This window comes from Chryseobacterium sp. CS3K3.1, from assembly GCF_059515165.1.
On sequence record NZ_JCAKRV010000010.1, the window covers coordinates 65,288 to 88,148 of the forward strand.

A 22,861-nucleotide genomic window follows, 5' to 3' on the forward strand; every position below is an offset into this window, starting at 1 on the left:
GATGAATATCTGGCTGATTTCCAAATATGCCTCACCGCCACAATACGCAAAAGTTCCCTCACGGTTGTTTTATTTGGCAAGAGAGTTTAAAAGACAGGGAAATAATACCCTCATGATAACTTCAGATTCTAATCATTTCACCCATTGTCCTGAAACTGATAAAATATATAACGATGAAGAGCAGGATGGAGTGGCTATAAGATGGATTAAAACTAAAAAATATATCAAAACCGCATCTATAGACAGAATATTGTCCTGGTTTGATTTTGAAAGAAAGCTTTTCTCAATGAAACTTTCCGGGATGGCAAAGCCTGATGTGGTTATTGTTTCTTCACTTTCTATTTTTACCATTATTTATGGTTATTATCTGAAAAAGAAGTTTGGAAGCTTTTTGGTTTTTGAAATCCGTGATATCTGGCCTTTAACGATGACGGAGGAAGCTGGGTTCTCAAAATGGCATCCTCTTGTTTTACTGATAGGGTTCATAGAAAAATTTGGATATAAGAAAGCTGATTTGGTTGCAGGAACAATGCCGAGGCTGGATTTACATGTAGAACAATTATTAGGGTATAAAAGACCTTTTCATTGCTCCCCATTAGGATTCGATCCTGATAACTATTCTGAAGACTTTTTAAAAGAAAAGAATCCGTTTTTGGAGGTAATGCCATCAGATAAAGTAATTATTGGCTATGCTGGGAGTATGGGAGTTACCAATGCATTGGAGCCTTTTATTGAAACAATAAAGACCATGAAGGAAGATCGTCATATTCATTTTGTACTTGTTGGAAGCGGTGATCTCAGAGAATCTTACGAAGAACAGCTAAAAGGTTGTTCCAATGTTACATTTTTACAAAGAATCCAGCAAACTGAAGTTAAATTTTTCCTCGAAGCTTGTGATATTCTTTATTTGTCTACGAAAGATTCGAAAGTATGGGATTATGGGCAATCTATGAATAAAGTGGTTGAATATATGTTGGCTGCAAAACCTATAATAGCTTCTTATACAGGATATCCTTCCATGATTAATGAAGCGGATTGCGGTAGATTTATCAACAGTACATCTGCAGAAGATATTAAAAACGCAATTCTATTTTATGCCAATATGAGTTCCGAGGAAAGAATGACCATAGGCAACAAAGGGAGACAATGGATTTTTGAAAACAGAACGTATCCGGTACTGGGGAAAAAGTACATGGATGCTATTTTATTTCATTCCGTAAAGCAAAAGAAGTAGCTTTGCACTGGCTGAAATAAAAAATAGGCTTTATTTTGAAAATTACTGTTAATAATAATTTCATTGATAAACTATTCCTGTTATCTGTTATGGTAGGAAATACTGTTGCCATTTCTTTTGCAAAACCATTAGAAATGAATCCCAGGGACTTTTCTATACCGTATCGGATTTTTATTATTGTCTTTTCTATATTTATCATCTATAGAGAAAGAAAAAATATTAGTTTTAAAAATATTTCACTGGTAAGCCTTATTGGATTTTGGATTTTTTATATCATCAAACTTATCTATTCGTTCAATAATTATTCTTTTAATCAGGAAGTACTACAATCAAAAAATGAAGATATTTTCAGGATTTTATTTATAGTACTTGTACCAAGTATTGCATTATTATGTATTAATTACAACAAAGTAAATTTCAAAAGTATTACAAAACTCTGTATCTCAGTTTTATGTGCCCTTCTTGTTTTCAATTACATATATGGCTATATAAACTTAGATCATATTTTTAGTACATATTACATAATGTATGGCCATATTGGAGCCTCATTATTTATTATATCGTTATTTTTACTTTTATTTTGTAAAAAAGACTATAATTCTTATTTTTTATTCTTCTGTCTTTTATTAGGAATCTTTAATGTGATTCAATCTATGGCAAGAAGCCCGTTAATTGCGGTTTTTGTATGTTCTTTTTACCTTATTCTTTTGAAGGAAAACAAAAAATATGTGTTATATGCAGTTATAATGGCCTTGTCATTTATAGCACTGATTTTTCTCCACGAACAATATGGAGATGAACAAATAGCAAGCTTCAATAGAATGTATAAATGGATTGCCCAGGGAGATACATCAAGCAGAGGCCCACTATATAGAGGAGCCATTGAAATTTTTAATTCAAACCCTTTTTTAGGAGGAAGAATATTATTTAATGATGGAGTTCACCCACATAATATCTTTTTAGAGCTTTTAATGGCTACCGGCATTCTGGGGTTAATTATTTATTTTCTAAAATTTTTGAAGGTATTCCAAAATGCTTCTATATTCTTGAACATAAAAAAAAGTAATATATACTATAAACTGATTTTTGCTTTATTTTTGCAATATTTTACACTCGTACAGACATCTTGTAATCTTTTTAATATACCGGAATTTTTGTACTTTAGTTCAATAATTATTGGGATTAGTAATACAGCAAAAACAGAAGAAACTGAGTAGAATCTCATGATGTATTATGACGAATGTATCTAACTTTTAAGAATGTATAAAAATTATTTAAAGAGGATTTTCGACTTTGTATTTTCTCTGATGGGAATTACCTTATTGCTTCCGATTTTTCTTATTGTGATGGTAGGATTGTTCCTATCCAATGATGGAAAACCATTTTTCTTTCAGTTAAGACCTGGGAAGAACGGAAAGGTATTTAAAATTATAAAGTTTAAAACAATGAATGATAAAAAGGATTCCAATGGAAATCTTTTATCAGATGCAGAAAGATTAACAGCAGTGGGTTCATTTGTCCGTAAAACATCTCTGGATGAAATTCCACAGTTAATTAATGTTTTGAAAGGAGATATGTCTCTTATTGGCCCCAGACCTCTTCTTGTACAATATCTGCCGCTTTATAATGAGCATCAGGCAAGAAGACATGAAGTGAGACCCGGAATTACCGGCTGGGCACAGATTAACGGTAGAAATGCTATTTCCTGGGAAGAAAAGTTTAATTTAGATGTCTGGTATGTGGATCATGTATCCTTTATTCTGGATCTAAAAATAATATTTCTTACTATAAAGAAAGTTTTTATAAGAGAAGGTATTTCAGCCGATGGACACGTTACCATAGAACCATTTCAAGGAAATTAAATAATAGCTATGTATTTATTTGGAGCAAGCGGACATGGAAAGGTAATTGCAGATATTGCTGCTGCTAATGACATAAAAATTAAGGCATTCATAGATCAGGATGTCACTAAAAAGGAATGCTATGGATTTCCGGTTCTGAATAATTTACCGGATGATAAAGAAAAACTTATTATTTCAATTGGAAATAATCTGACCCGTAAGAAAATTGCAGAACAGATTAATCATGAAATGGGCACTTTAATACATCCCAAAACAATCATTTCAGGTTCTGTGAAAATAGAAGAGGGAACAGTAGTCATGGGAGGCGTGGTCATTAATGCAGATACGGCCATTGGAAAACATTGTATCATCAATACCAATGCATCTGTAGATCATGATTGTGTGATTGAAGATTTTGTTCATATTTCTCCTAATTCAGCACTTGCCGGAGGAGTGGAAGTAGGTGAAGGCTCTCAGATTGGAATAGGAGCTTCTGTAATCCAGGGAATCAAAATAGGAAAATGGTGTGTAATTGGTGCCGGTGCGGTCATCATTACCGATGTTCCCGATTATTCAGTTATTGTTGGAAATCCGGGGAGAATTATCAAGAAAAATATTATATAAACAAGTTACTAATCAAAAATATGAATACTAAAATCTGGCTGTCCTCACCGCATATGGGAGGGAATGAACAAAAATACATCAACGAAGCATTTGAAGAAAACTGGGTAGCTCCGTTGGGACCTAATGTTAACGGATTTGAAGGTGACCTGGAGCAGTTTTTAGGAGGAAGTGTAAAAGTGGCTGCACTGTCTGCAGGTACTGCAGCATTACACCTTGCTCTTATCGAATGCGGAATTGTACATGGCGATGAGGTGATCTGTCAATCCATGACTTTCTCTGCTTCAGCCAATCCAATTGCGTATTGTGGAGCAACTCCTGTGTTTGTTGATAGCGAACCGGTTACATGGAATATGTGCCCTAAAGCGCTGAGAGAAGCCATCGAAGACAGAATCCAAAAAGGAACAAAACCTAAAGCAATCATTGTCGTACATCTGTATGGTATGCCGGCAAAAATGGACGAAATTACTGCCATTGCTCAGGAATTCCAGATACCTTTGATAGAAGATGCTGCTGAAGCCCTTGGCTCAACTTATAAAGGACAGGCTTGCGGAACATTCGGACGTTTTGGGATTTTAAGTTTTAACGGAAACAAAATTATTACCACTTCCGGAGGCGGAGCTTTGGTTTGTCATACTCAGGAAGATAAAGATAAAACCGTTTTCCTTTCTACACAGGCCAGAGACAATGCTCCCCACTATCAGCATTCACACATCGGTTTCAACTACAGAATGAGCAATATTGTAGCAGGAATAGGAAGAGGACAGATGGAAGTGCTTAAGGACAGGGTTGCAGCCCGTAGAGCAATGCACAATTTCTATGTTGACCTTTTCCGCAATATTGAAGGGGTAACTGTACTCTCAGAGTCGAATGAAGATTTTTATTCCAACCACTGGTTATCTGCAGTGATTGTTGATCCGGAAATGACAGGAAAAAACAGAGAAGGTTTAAGACTTGCATTTTTAGAAGACAATATAGAATCAAGACCGCTTTGGAAACCTATGCATTTACAGCCGGTTTTTGAAACTTCTCCTTATTATGGCGGGAATGTTTCTGAAAAACTTTTTGATAACGGATTATGCCTTCCTTCAGGCTCTAATCTGTCAGAGGATGACAAAGAAAGGATAGCAAAGGTTGTTCATTCTTACTTTGGACTTTAATATTATTTGAATTTAATGAATCAGTACAAATATTGGAAAAAAGTTTTTGATTTTGCCTTAGCGGCATTATTGATCCTTTTTCTTATGCCTGTGCTGATTATTTTATTTGTGATTGCAAGTCTGGATACATCTTCCAACGGAATCTTTTTTCAGACCCGGATAGGGCAGTATGGAAAACCTTTTACCATTTTTAAAATTAAAACAATTCATGAACAGAAGAGAACATGCTCAAAAATAGGGCAGACTCTCAGAAAATTTAAGCTCGATGAATTTCCGCAATTGTTTAATATTGTAAAAGGTGATATGAGTTTTGTAGGTCCCAGGCCTGATATTGAAGGGTATTACGATAAACTTGTCGGAGAAGACAGGAAAGTTCTGGAGCTGAAACCCGGGCTTACCTGTGAAGCAAGTATTAAATACAGAGACGAAGAATACCTTCTGGAAAACCAGGAAGATCCTTTAGCTTACAATGATGAAGTGTTATTTCCGAACAAAGTAAAAATGAATCTGGAGTATTTTGAAAAGATGTCTTTCAAAAACGATATCAAGATCTTGTTTAAAACATTAATAACCACATTGAAATAGAGTTTTTAACTATTATGAAAATTAAAGAAACCCCGCTTAAAGACTGCTACATCATAGAGCCTACTATTTTTGAAGATGAAAGAGGCTATTTCTTTGAAAAGTTCAACGAAAAAAAATTTGAGGAACTTACCGGAATGAACGGGCACTTTGTGCAGGATAATATTTCCAGATCTTCCTACGGAGTATTAAGAGGCCTGCATCTTCAGAAAGGAGAACATGCCCAGGCAAAACTGGTTTCCTGTCTTGAAGGAAGCGTTTGGGATGTGGCTGTAGATCTTAGAGAAGATTCTCCTACATTCGGAAAATGGTTCGGAATAGAACTTACTGCTGAAAACAAATTACAGTTGTATGTGCCGAGAGGTTTCGGACATGGTTTTGCTGTACTAAGTACCCATGCTGTATTTTCTTATAAATGTGATAATTTTTACAATAAAGAATCAGAAGGCAGTGTAAAATTCAACGATCCTGATCTTAATATTGATTGGAAGGTTGATGAAAAAGATGCCATACTTTCCGAAAAAGATCAGAACGCTCCCGGATTTAAAGAAAAAAACTTTTAAAGCATATCCCTGAAAACCACTTTTATAAAGTGGTTTTTATTTTTTAATCCTAACTCTCCAATATTTTGTATCTTTGCAGACTCAAAATCAAAACGATGCGTACAAAATCTGTAGGGAAGAAGAAAATCAATGTAGTCACTCTTGGATGTTCCAAGAATGTATATGATTCTGAAGTATTAATGAGCCAGCTGAAAGCCAATGGCAAAGAAGTGGTTCATGAAGACCGTGGGGACATTGTGGTCATCAATACCTGCGGATTTATTGATAATGCCAAAGAAGAATCTATCAATACCATCCTGGATTATGTTGACGCTAAAAACAGAGGCGAGGTCGAGAAAGTATTTGTTACAGGATGTTTATCTGAAAGATATAAACCGGATTTGATCAAAGAAATTCCGGATGTAGATCAATATTTCGGAACAAGAGATCTTCCGGTACTTTTGAAGCATCTGGGAGCAGATTATAAACATGAACTGGTAGGAGAAAGATTAACAACAACTCCCAAACATTACGCATACCTTAAAATTTCTGAAGGCTGTGACAGGCCATGTTCTTTCTGTGCGATCCCATTGATGAGAGGAGGTCACGTTTCAACGCCAATCGAAAAACTGGTGTTAGAAGCTCAGAAACTGGCTAAAAAAGGAACGAAAGAATTGATTCTTATTGCCCAGGACCTTACGTACTATGGATTGGATCTTTATAAAAAAAGAGCACTGGGTGATCTTTTAAAAGAATTGGTGAAAGTAGAAGGAGTGGAATGGATTCGTCTTCACTATGCTTTCCCAAGCGGTTTCCCAGAAGATGTTCTTGATATTATCCGTGAAGAGCCTAAAGTATGTAATTATATAGATATTCCTCTTCAACACATCAATTCAGATTTACTGAAATCTATGAAGAGAGGAACTACCCATGAGAAAACAGATGCCCTTTTAGGAAAATTCAGAGAAAAAGTTCCTGATATGGCCATCAGAACAACGCTTATCGTTGGGTATCCTGGTGAAACAGAAGAGATATTTCAGGAGCTTAAAGACTGGGTAAGAGAACAAAAATTTGACAGATTAGGCTGTTTTACCTATTCTCATGAAGAGAATACGACAGCCCATGTTTTAGAAGATAACATTCCTCAGGAAGTAAAAGAGGCTAGAGTAGAGAAAATAATGGAACTGCAGTCTCAGATTTCATGGGAAAAAAATCAGGAAAAAATCGGTAAAGTATTCAGATGTATTTTTGACCGTAAAGAAGGTAATTATTTCATCGGAAGAACTGAGTACGATTCACCGGATGTAGATAATACGGTTTTGGTTTCAGCTGAAGATACTTATATTTCGATTGGTGAATTTGCAGACGTGAAAATAACTTCTGCCGAAGAATTTGACCTATACGGAGAATTAGTTTAGCTAAAGGCTTACTAATCAAGTGAAAATAGTATTTCCGAATTAAATTATTAATGAAAATTAACATAGAATTTTCTCGGTAGTATATTTCTATTTTATTGATAATCAAATGATTATTGTTTTTTTGTGTAATTAAGAATTTTTAATTTTCTTTATAATGTATTTAAAATCGAAAATTATGCTTAAATTTGCACAAGAAGCAATATTTTTAAATCATGTGCTTTCAGCAAGTTAATCATTAAATAAGCTAAAAGTCAATTGAAATAGTTATTGTATTATTTTGGTTTATTTTAATGTTCACAAGTTGAGATGTATCATCTCTTTTTGGAAATATTGATGAAAAAAAATGTAATTAAAAATCTTTAAAAACTTATGAAAAAATTTTTATTAACAGCAATTATGCTTGTTGGCCTTTCGGCTGTTTCTAAAGCTCAACAAGGGCGAGTGGGGATTAACACAACCACACCTGCCGCGACTTTAGATGTAGTAGCAAACACTACTGACAATGCTAGACCTGATGCGTTATTGGCCCCTCGTTTAACAAGAGCTCAGCTAACAGCCAAAGATGCTGCGTATACAGCTGCTCAAAATGGTGCTCTTACTTTTGTAACTACTATAGATGGTACAGCCTCAACAAAAACTGTAAATGTAACAGCAGTTGGGTTTTATTACTATGATGCACCATCCAGTACATGGAAAACATTAGGTGGAGGCGCTGCTCCTGCAACTCCATTCAGAATGAACTTAGCACAAGCGGCTTCTACTGCTTATGACTGGACAAACTCTAATTTTGATTATTGGGAGTTTACCAGTGGAACACAACTTACTTTACCGACCCCTACCGCTTATAACGGAAGAACAATCTATATAAGAAACCAAACAGGTGGTACTTTACAGTTTACAGGTACCGACGGTGTTGCTACACCTAAAGGTATGACTTCTCTTACGGGAATTGCTGCTATACAGATTTATAGTAACGGTACAACTTGGTATCTTGTTTCAGGTAGAAATTAATATATAAAAACATAAATTAAAATGAAAAATATTTTCTTAACTATAGCAGGTGGAGTATTATTGTTCCTTAGTGCAAATGTTAATGCCCAAATTATAACTAATGGGAACACTACATCAGCCCTGAATAATACAAACTATTTCATGGATGGTAGTAATTTTGAAGGATTAGCAAACCAAAGCTATGGTAGAGGTTTAGGGTTTCCTAGAACAAATTTAACTACTTTTACTTTTGATACTTCTCCAATGGATAATACTGTTATTGTTTCTGACTTTGACGGTATGGTAGTATATAATACTGCTACTGGAAATACAGCAGCAGGTCAGGGTGTAACAACAGCTGTTGCTCCTGGATTCTATTATTTCTCCAATCCGGGTAACCCAGGTAATATTACCAACGGTAGATGGGTACCAATGGGAGGTTCTGGTAAAGTAAATGTACTTACCACTGAAACTGTTACTGGTACTTTGGTAGATAGCAAACAGGTTTATGCAATTAAAGGAACCTTTACAGCAAGTGGGACTTCTACAGCAGTTAGTATTCCTTCTCCTACAGGGATGACAGCAATGTATGCAATCACTATCTATAAAGCAGGTACAAACATTGTTTATGATAGAAGTTTATATTCCTATACAATAGCTACTACAGCAGGTAATGCAATTACAGGTTCTCCTAGTATGTCTGTAGTATATCCAAGTGGGACATATGATTATGTTTTAGAATATTTAAAATAGTATAATACTTAATTATATAATAAAAAACCAATGAGAAATCATTGGTTTTTTGCTTTTTACAGAGAAGGATGTTCTTTTATTTTTCGGGGGTAATACATCGTGATTAAATCACTTTTTGAGCAATTGAAATTAAATATGGGCTGATAAATGAATCAGACTTTACATTTTAACAAAATAAAAAGGTGTTAAAAATCAATTGCTGAATCTCCACAGATGAATCTAAAGCACTTCTGACAAAAGTTTTTCCTAAAGTTAAATTTTAAGACTTTAAAATTTTAAAAAGCAGTTTTGAAATTTTATTTTAACTTTGTTGTTTTTGTAAAATATTGATTATCAACATTTTTTAAATTTGTGGTTTTTAAATTATGCATGAATTAGTTAATTATGTTAACTTTTTAAGTCTTTTTTTAACGTTTTTTAACAGTGTGACCTAAAACCCCTGTTTATAGTGCTTTGCAAGGATTGTTAACTTTTTATTAGTGTTTTGTTAACTGTTTTTAACATATCGAGTAGGGTTTTCTGAAGATTCCTGATACTTTTGTCCCGTCAAAACCAATAAAAGTTCAAAATGATGAAAAGATTCATTCTCGTAATCATAATGATGATTTCAACCCTAGGTGTTTACTCTTTTACAGGTAATACCTTAGATGCGAAAAAAACAAGTTATGCATCGTACTACCACGATAGATTTAACGGTAGAAAAACCGCTAGCGGAGAGATCTTTGATAATTCAAAGTTTACTGCAGCAAACAGAACGCTTCCATTTGGAACAAACGTTAAGGTAACCAACCTTAAAAATGGTAAAGAGGTAATAGTGAGAATTAATGACAGAGGGCCTTACCATTCATCAAGATCTTTAGATATGTCTAAAGCTGCGTTCGATGAGATTGGAGATATCAATCATGGTACTATTCCGGTCGAATATGAAATTGTCGATTAATTTTATGATTTAAATTAAAAAAAGCCAGCTGATCAGCTGGCTTTTTGTATGGATAAATATAGCATTGATTATACATCCAATTCCAATAAAGCAGGACAATGGTCAGAATGTACTGCTTCCTTTAAAATGACAGCTCTGCTGAGCTTATCCTTTAAGCTATACGAAGTGAAGTTATAATCTAACCTCCAGCCTTTATTTCTTTCCCTTGAGTTTTGCCGGTAGCTCCACCAGGTATAATTGTCAGGTTCATTGTTAAAGAACCTGAAACTGTCAATCAGTTCGCATTCATTGATAAAATTGGTCATCCATTCCCTTTCCATCGGAAGAAACCCTGAAACATTCTTTAAACCGACAGGATTGTGAATATCGATAGCCTCGTGGCAGATATTAAAGTCTCCGGAGATAATAAGATTAGGAATTTCTTTTTTTAAATTCTTGATATACTCCAGAAAGTCATGGCAGAACTGCATTTTAAAATCCAGCCTCTCAATATTAGATGCAGAGGGAACATATACCGAAATCGCAGAAAATCCGTCAAAATCTGCACGGATGATTCTTCCTTCATTGTCATAGCTTTCAATACCACAACCATACTCTACGTGGTTGGGTTTTATTTTTGAGGCAATTCCGACCCCGCTGTAGCCTTTTCTTACCGCTGAGTGCCAATAACTGTGATATCCCAATTTTTCAAGACTTTCGATGTCTATCTGGTCGTTTCCGGCCTTGCTCTCCTGAATACAGATAATATCCGGATCGGCAGTTTTCAGCCAGCCCAGAAAATCTTTCGTAAAAGCCGCCCTGATTCCATTGACATTGTAAGTGATTAATCTCATAAACAAAATAAATTTTTTCAAATGTAGGGAAATAAAAAAAGCCGGCTCTGAATTTCAAATCCGACTTTTATATACTGAGTAAGTGATTTTAATTTTTAAAAACTGTTTTACCGTCTTTTGTCAGTTCTATTTCCTCGCCTTTTCCTCTCAGTTCATAATGGTCATTCTTGTACCATATTCCTGATGCAGGCTTTTGTCCCTGAAGCTCAATGGTTTCATTGTTGAACACTACAATAGCCGTATTTTTGGTATTGTTGAAAGTCATATCCAGGGTTTTCCCATTCTTGTCTTTCGAAGTACTTTTTACAATTTCATCCTGAGTACCTGAAACAGCTGCAGAATCAGATGGCTTGGATGCAACACTGTCTACAGAAGCGGAAGTGGAATCTGTTGTTGTCTTTTCTTTATTACATGAGGTTAAAAATAATGCTGAAAATGCTGCTGCAATAAAAATGTGTTTTTTCATAAATAGATATTTAATGTTGTCTGTTGATATGCAAAATAAGTGCCTTAAAAAAGAGGCGGAAAAAATCATTCGATTTTTTCCGCCTTTAAACCCAAAATTAAATAAACTATGAAAAAAACTACTTGGGTTCTAAAATACTGATAGGAATAATACACTCTTCAAGTGAAATTCCACCATGCTGGTAAGTTTCTTTATAGTAATTAACAAAATGATTGTAATTTTTTGGATATGCCAGGAATATATTGTTTTTAGCAAAAATATATTTCGAACTTAGATTTCCTTTGGGCAGGAAAAGCTTTTCCGGGTTGGTAATGGCCCATACATCACTGTCATCATACGTTAAGCTTTTACCTGTTTTATATCTGATATTCGTAGACGTTTCTCTGTCTCCTACAACCTTACTTGGTTTTTTAACGTATACCGTACCGTGATCTGTTGTGATCACCAGCTTATATCCGTTTTCTGCAGCGGTCTTAATGATCTTCAATAAAGAAGAGTTTTCAAACCAGTTGAAGGTAAGGGAACGGAAAGTTTTATCATCACGAATCAGCTGGTCTACAATATGATTGTCTGTTTTTGCGTGCGACAGGATATCAATAAAATTGTAGACAATAACCAGCAGGTCATTATTTTTATGCTGGTTGAAATCGTCATAGATCTTTCTTTCAAAATCAGCGTTCAGTACTTTAAGATACTTCATAGACTTTGAGCCAAGACCTATTCTCTTCATCTGATCTTCCAGGAAGTCGCGCTCAAACTCATTTTTATTTCCTTCTTCATTATCATTAAACCATTTATCAGGGAAACGCTTTTCTATCTCAGACGGCATTAATCCTGCAAAGAAAGAATTTCTTGCATATTGTGTTGCTGTAGGAAGAATACTATAATAATAATCTTCCGATATTTTATTGTAGTATTTTGTAAATAAAGGTTCGATGACTTTCCACTGATCGTAACGAAGATTATCCACCATCAGCAAAAGAACTTTTTCTTTTTCTACTTCAGGCTTCACTTTTTCCTTGAAAAGCGTATGGCTCATCATCGGTTTGTCTGAATCTGTAAGCCAGTTTTCATAATTTTTCTCAATGAATTTGGCAAACTGAATATTGGCTTCCTCTTTCTGAGATTGAAGAAGATCGGCAAATTCATTGTCTGCTACCTTATCAAATTTAATTTCCCAGCTAAGGATCTTTTTATAATATTCAGCCCATTCCTGGTAGGTCCTTAAATAAGAAAGTTCCATGGAAAGGTTTCTGAATTCCTGCTGGTATTGTAAAATCGTTTTTTGTTCCACAAGATTATCCTGCTGAAGATTTTTCTTCAAGGATAGTAATATCTGATTGGGATTTACAGGTTTTAATATATAATCGGCAATCTGGGAACCGATTGCCTCTTCCATAATGTGTTCTTCTTCGCTTTTGGTTACCATGACGATTTTTAAGGCATTATCTTTTTCCTTAATCATAGGAATTGCCTCCAGACCGGAAATACCCGGCATATTTTCATCAATTAGCGTTAAAGCAAATTTCTCTGAATCCATAAGCTCCAAAGCCTCATTGACATTGTTAACAGGGGTTACCTGATAACCTTTCTTTTCTAAAAATACGATATGAGGTTTAAGTAAATCTATTTCATCATCGATCCATAATATCTTTTCTGACATAATTTATTTTTTACATGGTTATTCTATCAAAATGTTGACCAAATCCTTTTAAAATCTCACAAATTCGAAAGATTAAAAGTTAAATATAAGTTAAATGAAAATAGCGTAGGATAATTCACATTTTCACTTCACTTAATCAGTGGTTTTTATATACTCCAAAGCCTTTTCCAGCACTTCGTCTTTTCCATTTTTTATCCCTTCAATACTTGGTTTTACCAGAATATCGGGAATGATTCCTATTCTTTGGGTTTCCCTGCCATCAGGATAATAAGCACCAAGGCCTGTAAACCGTGTATCGAGATCAGCAATTTTAAACATAATGACATCTCCGTTGGCTCCTGAAGTATTACTCCCGATAATTTTAGCTTTCGGATGCTGTTTGAACATCATTGTGGTGGTTTCTGCCTGGCTTTGTGTATTCTCATCTACTAAAACGATGACATTTCCTTTATAGTATTCAGGATTTTTCCTGCCGGTGACATTTTTTCTGCTGTAGAATTTGCCGGGATAGCTGGTATCAGGAAAAGTAAACTGATAATAGATTACCGGGTTGGGAAGAAGAAGAAAGCTTAAGGGTACAATCGTTTGTTTTGGATAATTCCTGAGATCAAAGATAATGGATTTTGTGGATTTTAAACTGCTGTACATCTCATCAAGGGCATCCTTTTCTATCATCCCCATATTAACATATCCGGTTGTCTTTTCATCATCCATCAGTTTCCACTTTTTTACAACAGGTTTCTTTTCACGAATAATATTCTTACTAAGATATGTTCTGGTTTTTATTTCTATATTTTGTCCTTCTCTTTCAATCTTTAAAGAAACAGAATCATTGTTAGTGAAAAGCAGCTTGTCTTTTATTTTGCTGACCTTACCCCATGAGTTGGAGGCAGGTACATACTTTCCCAAACTGTTGATCATCTGCGGAATGGTTTTTCCTTCAATATCATAAATGACATCTCCGGTAAGCAGCGGGCTTTGATGTCCGTGCCGTGTGTCATTAACTTTTGTAATCACTAGTTTTCCTTCAGCATAAATATATTCTACAGGAACTTTTCGTTGCCCATACAGATGAAGCTGAATCTCCTTTGAAGAAAGGTAAGCGTGTGAATCATCCGTTTTAGCCACGAGTTCTGCTAATGTTAAGTGAAAATTTTCATCATTATCAACCAATAGAAATTTGGGAATCATTTCTGTAAGTACATCATTCCAGTTCTGATCGGTTTCATATTTATAAGGAAAGAAATATTCCACGTAATTCCAGTATCTGAACAACTCCAGTAAACTAATGGCTGTGGAAGTGAATTGAGAACCATAGGATTTTTCATTCCTGAAATATATTTTTCTTCCCCCTTTTCCCACATAGTGATTGTCTCCAAGATTTCTGTTTTTTTCGATGTAACGAAGCTTTTGAGATACATCATCAGAGAAAATTTGTGAATTGTCCATCCAGCGTAGATCAAAATTTTTAAGGAAATACACCTTCTGATCTTTAACTGAACATTCTTTGCATGGCGGAACTTCTCCCAGGCTCTCAATCCATTCAGAATAAAAATTATTGAGAGACTGCTTATCATTAATATTTTCAAGTTCATTGATTTTTTGAAAAAGCTGCTTATCCCAGTTAAGATTTCCCTTTGCCACACGGGGATGGTAATATTTTAAAAATCCCCAAATCCTGCAAAGAGATTCCAGCTTTTGGGTCTCAGTGATGATCTGTGCGGAAAAGTTCAAACTTAAAAGTAAAAAGAGGAAAAGTGAGAAGCGTCTCATTAAAGGTTGCCGTGTTTTCTCTCAAAGATAATCCTTTAATATAACAGACGCAAAAGGTTTTCAAAAAATCTCGAATTGATAATAAATAGATATTTAGGAATTTCTGAAGTTGATATGAAGATGTTTTTGATGAAAAATATTTGGTGTATAATCATGTTATCCCAAAATCTTAATAGTAATTTAATAAAAGGCTAAATTTTAAAATGCCTAACTTTGTTTACTAATACTGAAGTTTCAATGCAGAATAAGCTAAAAATCATCAACGATCCTGTTCACGGGTTTATCAAAATTCCACACGAAATTTTATTTGATATCATTGAGCATCCTTACTTTCAGAGATTGAGAAGAATCGGTCAGACCGGACTTCTGAACCTGATATTTCCAGGTGCTACCCATACAAGATTTCATCATGCTCTTGGAGCGATGCATTTGATGTTTACAGCTTTAGAAACATTGAAGCAGAAAGGAGTGAAAATTTCTGAGGAAGAAGAAAAAGGGGCGATGCTTGCCATTTTGATGCATGATATTGGTCATGGTCCGTTTTCACACGCATTGGAAAGTATGCTGATGGATGACTGGCATCATGAAAATCTTTCTTTGCTGCTGATGAATAAGCTTAATGAGGAATTTGAAGGCCAACTATCCATGGCTATTGAAATGTTTCAGGGGAAGTATCACAGAAAGTTTTTTAACCAGCTGATCTCTTCCCAACTGGATGTTGACCGTTTGGATTATCTTAAAAGAGACAGTTTTTTTACAGGTGTTTCCGAAGGAAATATTAATACCCAGAGAATTATCTCTATGATGAATGTCTGCGAAGAAGGCGAACTGGTGATTGATGCAAAAGGAATTTATTCCATTGAAAATTTCCTTACTGCCAGAATGTTTATGTATTGGCAGGTGTATTATCATAAAACTTCAGCCTTGGCAGAGTTTCTTTTGGTTAAAATCCTTGAAAGGGCAAAATATCTGATTTCCCAGGGTGTAGAACTTCCGGCAACAGACAATCTGAAATATTTTTTATACCGTGAAAAGAGCGGTGCCACAGATGAAGATATTGAAAGATTTACTCAGCTTGATGATAATGATGTAATTCAGGCCATGAAAGAATGGCAGAATTCAGAAGATTTTGTATTGTCATACTGGTGTAAATGTGTAATTCAGAGAAATTTGCCTAAAACAATTATTTCATCACATCCGTTTGATGAGAAAATAATTGATGAAAAAATAAAAAAGAGCAATGAATTTTTCGGAATCGATAATGGTAACGAATTGGTTCATGAAATTAAAAGAAAATTATTGCCTTATCACGCAGAGAAACAGCCAATCTATTTACTGCATAAAAACGGAAAAAGAACCAGGCTGCATGAGTCGGAAGATCAGCTTTTATCAGGATTAATCGTGAATAAGACGACCCGCTATATCCTTATGTTTCCAAGAGATATCTCCGGACTGGACTCTTAAAGAATATTAAAATTTACGATCTGAAACTAAAACATGTTTGCAAATTATAGAATTTCTTATCTTTGCAGAATATGGAATTCACAGCTTCGCAAATTGCAAGTTTTATTGACGGAAAAATAATAGGTGACGAGAATGCACTTATTACGGGAGTTTCACCAATTGAAAATGGGGAATCAGGACATCTTTCTTTTATAGCACAAGATCGGTTTTCTCATTTTTTGGATAGCTCAAAATGCTCTGTTATCATCGTTTCGGAAAAACTTCTGGAGAAAAATCATTATAACCCTACCTTAATCGTTGTAAAAGATGCCTATCTTTCTTTTCAGATTCTGATGAATTTATATCAGGAAATGCAGGGAAGAAAAGAAGGTATTGAAAACGGTTCATCTATTCATGATACCGCTGTTATAGGAGATAAAGCGTATATCGGGGCATTTACTTATGTTTCCGAGAAAGCTAAGATCGGGGAAGGATCACAGATCTATCCACATGTATATATAGGAAAAGGAGTGAAAATTGGTAAAAACTGTAAGATAGACAGTGGTGCCAGAATTTACGACTACTGTATTATTGGAGATAACTGTGTGATTCATTCCAACACGGTAATCGGAGGAGACGGTTTTGGTTTCCAGCCAACGGCTGAAGGCTTCAAGAAAATACCGCAGCTTGGAAATGTAATCATTGAAGACGATGTAGAAATCGGGTCAAACTGTAGTATTGACAGAGCCACGATTGGTTCTACAATAATAGGTAAAGGGACCAAGATTGATAATCTGATTCAGATTGCCCATAACGTGAAAATTGGTCAGAACAACGTTATTGCTGCACAGGCAGGAATTGCCGGTTCTACTACTATTGGCGACTGGAACCAGATTGGAGGTCAGGTAGGTGTTGTAGGACATATTAAAATAGGGAATCAGGTGAAAATTCAGGCTCAGAGCGGTGTGAATTCCAGTGTTAACGATAGAGAAACATTGTATGGTTCACCTGCAATCAGTTACAATGACTATTTAAGGAGTTATGTTCATTTCAGGAATTTACCTGGAATTGTAAATAGAATAAATAATCTTGAGAATAACTCAAAAGATAATACTAATGAGTGATATGCAAAAAACACTTCAGCAAGAGGTAACTCTTTCTGGAATTGGCCTTCATACAGGTAAAGAAGTAAAACTTACCATTAAACCTGCTAAAGAAAATACAGGTTTTGTATTTGTAAGAACAGACCTGGAGGGACATCCTCAGGTAGAAGCTGATGTAAATTATGTTGTAGCAACCGAAAGAGGAACTACATTAGAAAAATTAGGGGTAAAAATTACCACTTGCGAACATCTTCTGGCAGCCCTTGTTGGTTGTGATATTGATAACGCAATTTTAGAAATGGATGCCTCTGAACCACCAATTTTGGATGGATCCTCAAAATACTTTGTGGAAGCTATCGAAAGTGTGGGAGTAGCAGAACAAGCCATTGCAAGAGAATATCTTGTTGTAAAAGAGGTGCTTACCTACAGTGATCCGGCTACAGGTTCGGAAATCACAATCATTCCTTCAGATACTTACGAGGTAACTACTATGGTAGATTTTGGGACTAAAGTATTAGGTACTCAGAATGCTACTCTTAAAAATATTTCAGAATTTAAAGACGAAATCTCATCAGCAAGAACATTCAGCTTCCTGCATGAACTGGAAATGCTTTTAGATCACGGTTTGATCAAAGGAGGAGATATTTCCAATGCTATTGTATATGTAGATAAAGATCTTACCCCTGAAACTACAGAAAAATTAAAGAAAGCCTTTGGGAAAGATAATGTATCGATAAGACCCAACGGTATTCTTGACAATCTTAACTTAAACTATCCTAACGAAGCGGCGAGACACAAATTACTGGATGTAATCGGTGACCTTGCTTTGGCAGGAGTAAAAATAAAAGGTAAAGTTATTGCTAACAAACCGGGACACTTTGTGAATACTCAGTTTGCGAAAAAACTAAACCGCCAGTGGAAATTGCAGAAAAAGAAAAACGTTCCGGATTTTGACCTGACAAAAGAACCAGTATTCGATATCAACGGAATTATGAAGCTTATGCCTCACCGACCTCCGTTCTTATTGATCGATAAAGTTCTTGAACTTTCAGACTCTCACGTAGTAGGTTTGAAAAATGTAACCATGAACGAACCTTTCTTCGTGGGACACTTCCCTAAAGAACCTGTAATGCCTGGAGTTCTTCAGGTAGAAGCATTGGCACAGACAGGAGGAATTCTTGTATTGGCCAGCGTTCCGGATCCTGAAAACTATTCTACTTATTTCATCAAAATTGATAAGGTGAAATTCAAGAGAAAAGTAATTCCGGGAGATACTCTTATATTCAAAATTGAATTGATAGAGCCTATCAGAAGAGGAATTGTTCATATGCAGGGATATGGATATGTAGGAGACACTGTAGCAGTAGAAGCAGAGCTTATGGCTCAAGTTGCAAAAAATAAAGTTGATTAAATGATTCATCAATTAGCAGCCGTAGATAAACGTGCGAAAATCAGCAAAAATGTAATCGTAGAACCTTTCACTACCATTGCAGGGGATGTAGAAATTGGAGAAGGAACATGGATTGGTCCTAATGTAACCATTATGGATGGCGCAAGAATAGGAAAAAACTGTAGGATTTTTCCTGGTACTGTAATCTCTGCAATTCCTCAGGATCTGAAATTTGATGGTGAAGATACCCAGGTAATTATCGGTGATGATACAACAATCAGAGAGTGTGTTACCGTAAACAGAGGGACAAAGGCTTTAGGATATACTAAAATAGGAGCGAACTGTCTTATTATGGCTACCTCACATATTGCCCACGATTGTGTTATCGGAGATCACGTTATCATTGTAAACGGTTGTGGTATTGCAGGCCATGTGGAGATTGGAGATTATACTGTAATGGGAGGTTTATCAGCAGTTCACCAATTTGGTAAAATCGGAAAACATGTCATGATTTCCGGAGGTACTCTGGTAAGAAAAGATATTCCGCCTTACGTAAAAGTAGCAAGAGAGCCTATGTCTTATGCCGGTATCAATTCTGTTGGTTTAAGAAGAAGAGGATTTACCAATGAGAAAATCTTTGAAATCCAGAAAATCTACAGAGCCATCTTCCAGATGAAGATGAACGTTTCACAGGCTATTTCCCATATTGAAAAAGAAATGCTTCCAACGGCTGAAAGAGATGAGATCTTGCAGTTTATTCAAAACTCACCAAGAGGTATCGTAAAAGGATACGGAACCGGTAAAGAGAGTAACTAAGAGAAATGCTAAAAAGCAAATTTGCAAATCTGCCTGTTTGCTTGCCAGCCAATACAATTTAAGTAAAAAAAGATAATATATATTAATGGCAACAAGTAACGATATCAGAAAAGGGCTATGCATCGAATATAGCAATGATATTTATAAAGTAATCGAGTTCCTTCACGTAAAACCGGGAAAAGGACCTGCTTTCGTAAGAACAAAATTAAAGTCAGTGACAAACGGTAAAGTAATTGATAATACTTTCTCTGCAGGACACAAAATTGATGAAGTAAAAGTAATCACCAGAAAATTCCAGTATCTGTATGATGATGAGAACGGATTCCACTTCATGAACAATGATGATTTCTCTCAGTTATACATCAACAAAGAAATGATTGAGAACTCTCAGTTTATGAAAGCGGGTGAAGAAGTGACTATCATTTTGAAAGAAGCTGATGAAACTCCACTTTCTGCTGAACTTCCTCAATCAGTATACCTTGATGTTATCGAAGCTGATCCGGGTGTAAAAGGAAACACAGCAACCAATGCTCTTAAAAACGCAATCGTTGAAACAGGAGCAAGAGTAATGGTTCCTTTGTTCATTGAACCGGGAGACAGAATTAAAGTAAGCACTGAAGACGGCAGCTACTTAGAAAGAGTAAAAGAATAAATAAAATTTACATAAATTCGGTTTGCATCAGCACTCCGAATTTTGTTTTATAAGAAAATCTATTGTTATGAGATTCCATTCTCCGCAAAAGCTTAAAACCATTGCAGATTTAATAGGCTCTGCATTTGTAGGACCTGAAGATTTCGAAGTATTGGGCACCAATGAAATTCACATGGTAAAACCAGGTGATATTGTTTTTGTGAATCACCCTAAATATTACGACAAAGCATTAAACTCTGCAGCTACTATTATTTTAATTGATAAAGAAGTAGATTGCCCGGAAGGCAAAGCACTTTTGGTTTCTGACGATCCTTTCAGAGACTTTAATAAAATCAATACCCATTTTACCAGAATCTATAATTTCACGGAAGAACTACACGATGTTGAAATAGGAGAGGGAACAAAAATCCATTCTTCGGCAGTAATCGGAAACAATGTGAAAATCGGGAAAAATACCTTAATCTTTCCTAATGTTGTCATTGGTGACCGTACGGAAATCGGAGATAACGTAATTATTCAGTCCAACACCGTTTTAGGAGGTGATGCATTTTATTACAGAAAATTAAATGGAAATTTTGACCGTCTGATTTCTGTTGGAAATGTTGTTATTGAAAACAATGTGGAGATTGGAAACGGCTGTACCATTGACAGAGGAGTTACAGACTCTACCATCATTGGAGAAGGCTCCGTTTTGGATAACCAGATTCAGATCGGACATGATACCGTTATCGGAAAAAAATGTCTGATTGCCTCTCAGGTAGGAATTGCGGGATGTTGTATCATCGGAGATGAGGTGACATTATGGGGACAGGTAGGAATCGCTTCCGGAAACAAAATAGAGTCGGGATCTGTACTTTTGGGAAAAACCGGCGTCAACAGAGATCTTGAAAAAGGAACCTATATCGGGATGTTTGCAGAAGATTTTAAAACTTATCTGAAAAAAGAAGTAAAACTGAGAAATCTCAAATAAACAATTCCAAAGGTTTTATCTAAAATCAAAGAAATTTGAGTAAATTTGTGAGCATTAATAAAATAATAAATAAATTAAAACAACAATAAAATGTCAATTTTAGTAAACAAAGATTCTAAAGTAATTGTACAAGGATTTACAGGGAACGAAGGAACTTTCCACGCTGGTCAGATGATTGAATACGGAACAAACGTAGTAGGTGGTGTTACTCCGGGAAAAGGAGGTAGCGAGCACCTGGGAAAGCCGGTATTTAATACAGTAGCTGACGCTGTTGAAAAAGCAGGAGCAAACGTAAGTATCATTTTCGTACCACCGGCATTCGCAGCAGACGCTATCATGGAAGCTGCTGAAGCAGGGATCAAAGTAATTGTATGTATTACTGAAGGTATTCCTGTAGCTGATATGGTAAAAGTAAAATCTTATATCGCTGACAGAGACTGCAGGTTAATCGGACCAAACTGCCCTGGAATCATTACTTCTGAAGAAGCTAAAATTGGTATTATGCCAGGTTTCGTTTTCAAAAAAGGAAAAGTAGGTATCGTTTCAAAATCAGGAACGCTTACTTATGAAGCTGCTGACCAGGTAGTAAGAGCAGGTTACGGTATCTCTACTGCAATCGGTATCGGTGGTGACCCAATCATCGGAACAACTACAAGAGAAGCATTAGAGCTATTCATCAACGATCCTGAAACTGAAGCTGTTGTAATGATCGGTGAAATCGGTGGAGGTCTTGAAGCTGAAGCTGCAAGATGGTACAAAGCAAGCGGATCTACTAAGCCGGTTGTAGGTTTCATCGCCGGACAGACTGCTCCAAAAGGAAGAACAATGGGACATGCTGGTGCTATCGTAGGTGGTGCTGAAGATACAGCTCAGGCAAAAATGGAAATCATGAGAGAAAACGGTATCAACGTTGTTGATTCTCCTGCTGATATTGGTGCTACTGTAGCTAAAATTCTAGGATAATATAAAACCCACAACATATGAAAAAACTTTTATTAGCCTCTGCTTTAATGCTTTCTGCTTTATCATTTGCTCAAGTGCAGTGGAAAAGTACAAGATTTGGAGTAACAGGAGGTTTAAACTACTCCAGAGTATCGAATGCCCACAATCCTTCAGGCCCAAGATACACTTTCCAGGCTGGAGCATTGGCATTGATTCCCGTAGGAAAGGCAAACCAATTCTTTATTCAACCTGAAGTACTGTACTATGGTGCTGGAGAAACAGGAAAAGATAAAGATGCTAAAGGGGTAAGCGGTTATGATGCATTATATGCTAATAACTACCTGAGTGTACCACTTTATTTCAAAGGATATTTTTCTGAAGCAGAATCAGAATTCTTTGGATTAATAGGACCTAGATTTAACTTCTTGCTAAACCAGAACGTTAAAGACGCTCCTGTAAGCAGACCTTATTATGATCCCGATGTTACTGATCCTAACCAGCCGACAGGCGTAAACGGTAAGGCCAACAGTTTTAACTGGGGACTTGGTCTGGGTGTAGGATATAGCTACAAAAGACAACTTGAAGTAGCTGTAAAATATGACTTAGGTCTAAGCGATACTTATCCTGGTCTTGCTAAAGAAACCAAGGGTACTGATAAGAAAAAATCAGAACAGGTAATTGCACTTACTTTAAGCTATATATTCAAATAGAATATTTCAGAATATAAAA

Annotated in this window: 23 protein-coding genes; 19 read left to right on the plus strand and 4 right to left on the minus strand. The window is 35.7% G+C overall.

Going from position 1 to position 22,861, the window contains the following annotated elements; all coding sequences use genetic code 11:
• The first annotated feature begins 1 nt into the window (after position 1).
• The 11 genes from AC5YGI_RS11300 to AC5YGI_RS11350 all read left to right on the plus strand — a co-directional run bounded on the left by AC5YGI_RS11300 (position 2) and on the right by AC5YGI_RS11350 (position 10,081).
• The gene (locus AC5YGI_RS11300; RefSeq protein ID WP_496168354.1) at positions 2 to 1,234 is read left to right on the plus strand and encodes a glycosyltransferase family 4 protein; all 1,233 of its coding nucleotides are present in this window, start codon (positions 2 to 4) and stop codon (positions 1,232 to 1,234) included.
• Positions 1,235 to 1,269: 35 nt separating this feature from the next.
• On the plus strand, positions 1,270 to 2,451 hold the full coding sequence (locus AC5YGI_RS11305; protein ID WP_496168356.1) for an O-antigen ligase family protein: 1,182 nt from the start codon (positions 1,270 to 1,272) through the stop codon (positions 2,449 to 2,451).
• 42 nt (positions 2,452 to 2,493) lie between these two features.
• Positions 2,494 to 3,096, plus strand: a complete 603-nt coding sequence (locus AC5YGI_RS11310) for a sugar transferase (RefSeq protein WP_330747436.1) — start codon at positions 2,494 to 2,496, stop codon at positions 3,094 to 3,096.
• Between the two features lie 9 nt (positions 3,097 to 3,105).
• Positions 3,106 to 3,699, plus strand: coding sequence for an acetyltransferase (locus AC5YGI_RS11315; RefSeq protein WP_330747435.1), 594 nt, complete (start codon positions 3,106 to 3,108; stop codon positions 3,697 to 3,699).
• 20 nt (positions 3,700 to 3,719) lie between these two features.
• Positions 3,720 to 4,856, plus strand: coding sequence for a DegT/DnrJ/EryC1/StrS family aminotransferase (locus AC5YGI_RS11320; protein WP_496168359.1), 1,137 nt, complete (start codon positions 3,720 to 3,722; stop codon positions 4,854 to 4,856).
• 15 nt (positions 4,857 to 4,871) lie between these two features.
• On the plus strand, positions 4,872 to 5,441 hold the full coding sequence (locus AC5YGI_RS11325; RefSeq protein WP_330747433.1) for a sugar transferase: 570 nt from the start codon (positions 4,872 to 4,874) through the stop codon (positions 5,439 to 5,441).
• A 14-nt stretch (positions 5,442 to 5,455) separates the two neighbouring features.
• Entirely contained in the window at positions 5,456 to 6,001 is a 546-nt protein-coding gene (gene rfbC / locus AC5YGI_RS11330) for a dTDP-4-dehydrorhamnose 3,5-epimerase (protein WP_330747432.1), read from the plus strand.
• 95 nt (positions 6,002 to 6,096) lie between these two features.
• Positions 6,097 to 7,398 (plus strand): 30S ribosomal protein S12 methylthiotransferase RimO, encoded by a 1,302-nt coding sequence (gene rimO, locus AC5YGI_RS11335; protein WP_496168362.1) that lies wholly within the window; start codon positions 6,097 to 6,099, stop codon positions 7,396 to 7,398.
• A 396-nt stretch (positions 7,399 to 7,794) separates the two neighbouring features.
• Complete coding sequence (locus AC5YGI_RS11340; protein WP_330747431.1) at positions 7,795 to 8,409, plus strand: hypothetical protein; 615 nt, start codon at positions 7,795 to 7,797, stop codon at positions 8,407 to 8,409.
• Positions 8,410 to 8,430: 21 nt separating this feature from the next.
• Complete coding sequence (locus AC5YGI_RS11345; RefSeq protein ID WP_330747430.1) at positions 8,431 to 9,141, plus strand: hypothetical protein; 711 nt, start codon at positions 8,431 to 8,433, stop codon at positions 9,139 to 9,141.
• 568 nt (positions 9,142 to 9,709) lie between these two features.
• Entirely contained in the window at positions 9,710 to 10,081 is a 372-nt protein-coding gene (locus tag AC5YGI_RS11350) for a septal ring lytic transglycosylase RlpA family protein (protein WP_227943010.1), read from the plus strand.
• A gap of 68 nt (positions 10,082 to 10,149) precedes the next feature.
• Here the strand turns inward: AC5YGI_RS11350 and AC5YGI_RS11355 are convergent, their stop codons facing one another.
• The 4 genes from AC5YGI_RS11355 to AC5YGI_RS11370 all read right to left on the minus strand — a co-directional run bounded on the left by AC5YGI_RS11355 (position 10,150) and on the right by AC5YGI_RS11370 (position 14,816).
• The gene (locus AC5YGI_RS11355) at positions 10,150 to 10,914 is read right to left on the minus strand and encodes an exodeoxyribonuclease III (RefSeq protein WP_330747429.1); all 765 of its coding nucleotides are present in this window, start codon (positions 10,912 to 10,914) and stop codon (positions 10,150 to 10,152) included.
• Positions 10,915 to 11,002: 88 nt separating this feature from the next.
• A complete protein-coding gene (locus tag AC5YGI_RS11360; RefSeq protein ID WP_496168366.1) occupies positions 11,003 to 11,380 on the minus strand; it encodes an MliC family protein in 378 nt (125 codons plus the stop codon).
• A 118-nt stretch (positions 11,381 to 11,498) separates the two neighbouring features.
• Positions 11,499 to 13,043 (minus strand): T9SS response regulator signal transducer PorX, encoded by a 1,545-nt coding sequence (porX, locus tag AC5YGI_RS11365; protein WP_330747427.1) that lies wholly within the window; start codon positions 13,041 to 13,043, stop codon positions 11,499 to 11,501.
• A gap of 132 nt (positions 13,044 to 13,175) precedes the next feature.
• Positions 13,176 to 14,816: a S41 family peptidase gene (locus AC5YGI_RS11370; protein ID WP_496168368.1), complete on the minus strand. Its 1,641-nt coding sequence runs from the start codon at positions 14,814 to 14,816 to the stop codon at positions 13,176 to 13,178.
• A gap of 237 nt (positions 14,817 to 15,053) precedes the next feature.
• Here AC5YGI_RS11370 and AC5YGI_RS11375 point away from each other — a divergent pair, with 237 nt between their 5' ends.
• From AC5YGI_RS11375 to AC5YGI_RS11410, 8 genes are all read left to right on the plus strand, one after another.
• Complete coding sequence (locus AC5YGI_RS11375) at positions 15,054 to 16,280, plus strand: HD domain-containing protein (protein WP_330747425.1); 1,227 nt, start codon at positions 15,054 to 15,056, stop codon at positions 16,278 to 16,280.
• A gap of 71 nt (positions 16,281 to 16,351) precedes the next feature.
• The gene (lpxD, locus tag AC5YGI_RS11380; protein WP_110010004.1) at positions 16,352 to 17,383 is read left to right on the plus strand and encodes a UDP-3-O-(3-hydroxymyristoyl)glucosamine N-acyltransferase; all 1,032 of its coding nucleotides are present in this window, start codon (positions 16,352 to 16,354) and stop codon (positions 17,381 to 17,383) included.
• Positions 17,376 to 18,773, plus strand: a complete 1,398-nt coding sequence (locus AC5YGI_RS11385) for a bifunctional UDP-3-O-[3-hydroxymyristoyl] N-acetylglucosamine deacetylase/3-hydroxyacyl-ACP dehydratase (protein WP_110010003.1) — start codon at positions 17,376 to 17,378, stop codon at positions 18,771 to 18,773. Before lpxD ends, AC5YGI_RS11385 begins: the two co-directional genes overlap by 8 nt.
• The gene (gene lpxA / locus AC5YGI_RS11390) at positions 18,774 to 19,568 is read left to right on the plus strand and encodes an acyl-ACP--UDP-N-acetylglucosamine O-acyltransferase (protein WP_076596575.1); all 795 of its coding nucleotides are present in this window, start codon (positions 18,774 to 18,776) and stop codon (positions 19,566 to 19,568) included.
• Between the two features lie 85 nt (positions 19,569 to 19,653).
• Positions 19,654 to 20,220: an elongation factor P gene (gene efp, locus AC5YGI_RS11395; RefSeq protein WP_002977139.1), complete on the plus strand. Its 567-nt coding sequence runs from the start codon at positions 19,654 to 19,656 to the stop codon at positions 20,218 to 20,220.
• A gap of 67 nt (positions 20,221 to 20,287) precedes the next feature.
• Entirely contained in the window at positions 20,288 to 21,190 is a 903-nt protein-coding gene (locus AC5YGI_RS11400; RefSeq protein ID WP_062674061.1) for a UDP-3-O-(3-hydroxymyristoyl)glucosamine N-acyltransferase, read from the plus strand.
• 90 nt (positions 21,191 to 21,280) lie between these two features.
• Entirely contained in the window at positions 21,281 to 22,153 is an 873-nt protein-coding gene (sucD, locus tag AC5YGI_RS11405) for a succinate--CoA ligase subunit alpha (RefSeq protein WP_002977143.1), read from the plus strand.
• Between the two features lie 17 nt (positions 22,154 to 22,170).
• A complete protein-coding gene (locus tag AC5YGI_RS11410) occupies positions 22,171 to 22,842 on the plus strand; it encodes a porin family protein (RefSeq protein WP_496168373.1) in 672 nt (223 codons plus the stop codon).
• Positions 22,843 to 22,861 lie beyond the last annotated feature (19 nt).

What these genes read in the sequence shown, in the direction of transcription:
- AC5YGI_RS11300 (WP_496168354.1), top strand. Translation starts at nt 2, where the DNA reads ATGAATATCTGGCTGATTTCCAAATATGCCTCACCGCCACAATACGCA.
- AC5YGI_RS11310 (WP_330747436.1), top strand. Translation starts at nt 2,494, where the DNA reads ATGTATAAAAATTATTTAAAGAGGATTTTCGACTTTGTATTTTCTCTG.
- AC5YGI_RS11315 (WP_330747435.1), top strand. Translation starts at nt 3,106, where the DNA reads ATGTATTTATTTGGAGCAAGCGGACATGGAAAGGTAATTGCAGATATT.
- AC5YGI_RS11320 (WP_496168359.1), top strand. Translation starts at nt 3,720, where the DNA reads ATGAATACTAAAATCTGGCTGTCCTCACCGCATATGGGAGGGAATGAA.
- AC5YGI_RS11325 (WP_330747433.1), top strand. Translation starts at nt 4,872, where the DNA reads ATGAATCAGTACAAATATTGGAAAAAAGTTTTTGATTTTGCCTTAGCG.
- rfbC (WP_330747432.1), top strand. Translation starts at nt 5,456, where the DNA reads ATGAAAATTAAAGAAACCCCGCTTAAAGACTGCTACATCATAGAGCCT.
- rimO (WP_496168362.1), top strand. Translation starts at nt 6,097, where the DNA reads ATGCGTACAAAATCTGTAGGGAAGAAGAAAATCAATGTAGTCACTCTT.
- AC5YGI_RS11340 (WP_330747431.1), top strand. Translation starts at nt 7,795, where the DNA reads ATGCTTGTTGGCCTTTCGGCTGTTTCTAAAGCTCAACAAGGGCGAGTG.
- AC5YGI_RS11345 (WP_330747430.1), top strand. Translation starts at nt 8,431, where the DNA reads ATGAAAAATATTTTCTTAACTATAGCAGGTGGAGTATTATTGTTCCTT.
- AC5YGI_RS11350 (WP_227943010.1), top strand. Translation starts at nt 9,710, where the DNA reads ATGATGAAAAGATTCATTCTCGTAATCATAATGATGATTTCAACCCTA.
- AC5YGI_RS11355 (WP_330747429.1), bottom strand. Translation starts at nt 10,914, where the DNA reads ATGAGATTAATCACTTACAATGTCAATGGAATCAGGGCGGCTTTTACG.
- AC5YGI_RS11360 (WP_496168366.1), bottom strand. Translation starts at nt 11,380, where the DNA reads ATGAAAAAACACATTTTTATTGCAGCAGCATTTTCAGCATTATTTTTA.
- porX (WP_330747427.1), bottom strand. Translation starts at nt 13,043, where the DNA reads ATGTCAGAAAAGATATTATGGATCGATGATGAAATAGATTTACTTAAA.
- AC5YGI_RS11370 (WP_496168368.1), bottom strand. Translation starts at nt 14,816, where the DNA reads ATGAGACGCTTCTCACTTTTCCTCTTTTTACTTTTAAGTTTGAACTTT.
- AC5YGI_RS11375 (WP_330747425.1), top strand. Translation starts at nt 15,054, where the DNA reads ATGCAGAATAAGCTAAAAATCATCAACGATCCTGTTCACGGGTTTATC.
- lpxD (WP_110010004.1), top strand. Translation starts at nt 16,352, where the DNA reads ATGGAATTCACAGCTTCGCAAATTGCAAGTTTTATTGACGGAAAAATA.
- AC5YGI_RS11385 (WP_110010003.1), top strand. Translation starts at nt 17,376, where the DNA reads ATGAGTGATATGCAAAAAACACTTCAGCAAGAGGTAACTCTTTCTGGA.
- lpxA (WP_076596575.1), top strand. Translation starts at nt 18,774, where the DNA reads ATGATTCATCAATTAGCAGCCGTAGATAAACGTGCGAAAATCAGCAAA.
- efp (WP_002977139.1), top strand. Translation starts at nt 19,654, where the DNA reads ATGGCAACAAGTAACGATATCAGAAAAGGGCTATGCATCGAATATAGC.
- AC5YGI_RS11400 (WP_062674061.1), top strand. Translation starts at nt 20,288, where the DNA reads ATGAGATTCCATTCTCCGCAAAAGCTTAAAACCATTGCAGATTTAATA.
- sucD (WP_002977143.1), top strand. Translation starts at nt 21,281, where the DNA reads ATGTCAATTTTAGTAAACAAAGATTCTAAAGTAATTGTACAAGGATTT.
- AC5YGI_RS11410 (WP_496168373.1), top strand. Translation starts at nt 22,171, where the DNA reads ATGAAAAAACTTTTATTAGCCTCTGCTTTAATGCTTTCTGCTTTATCA.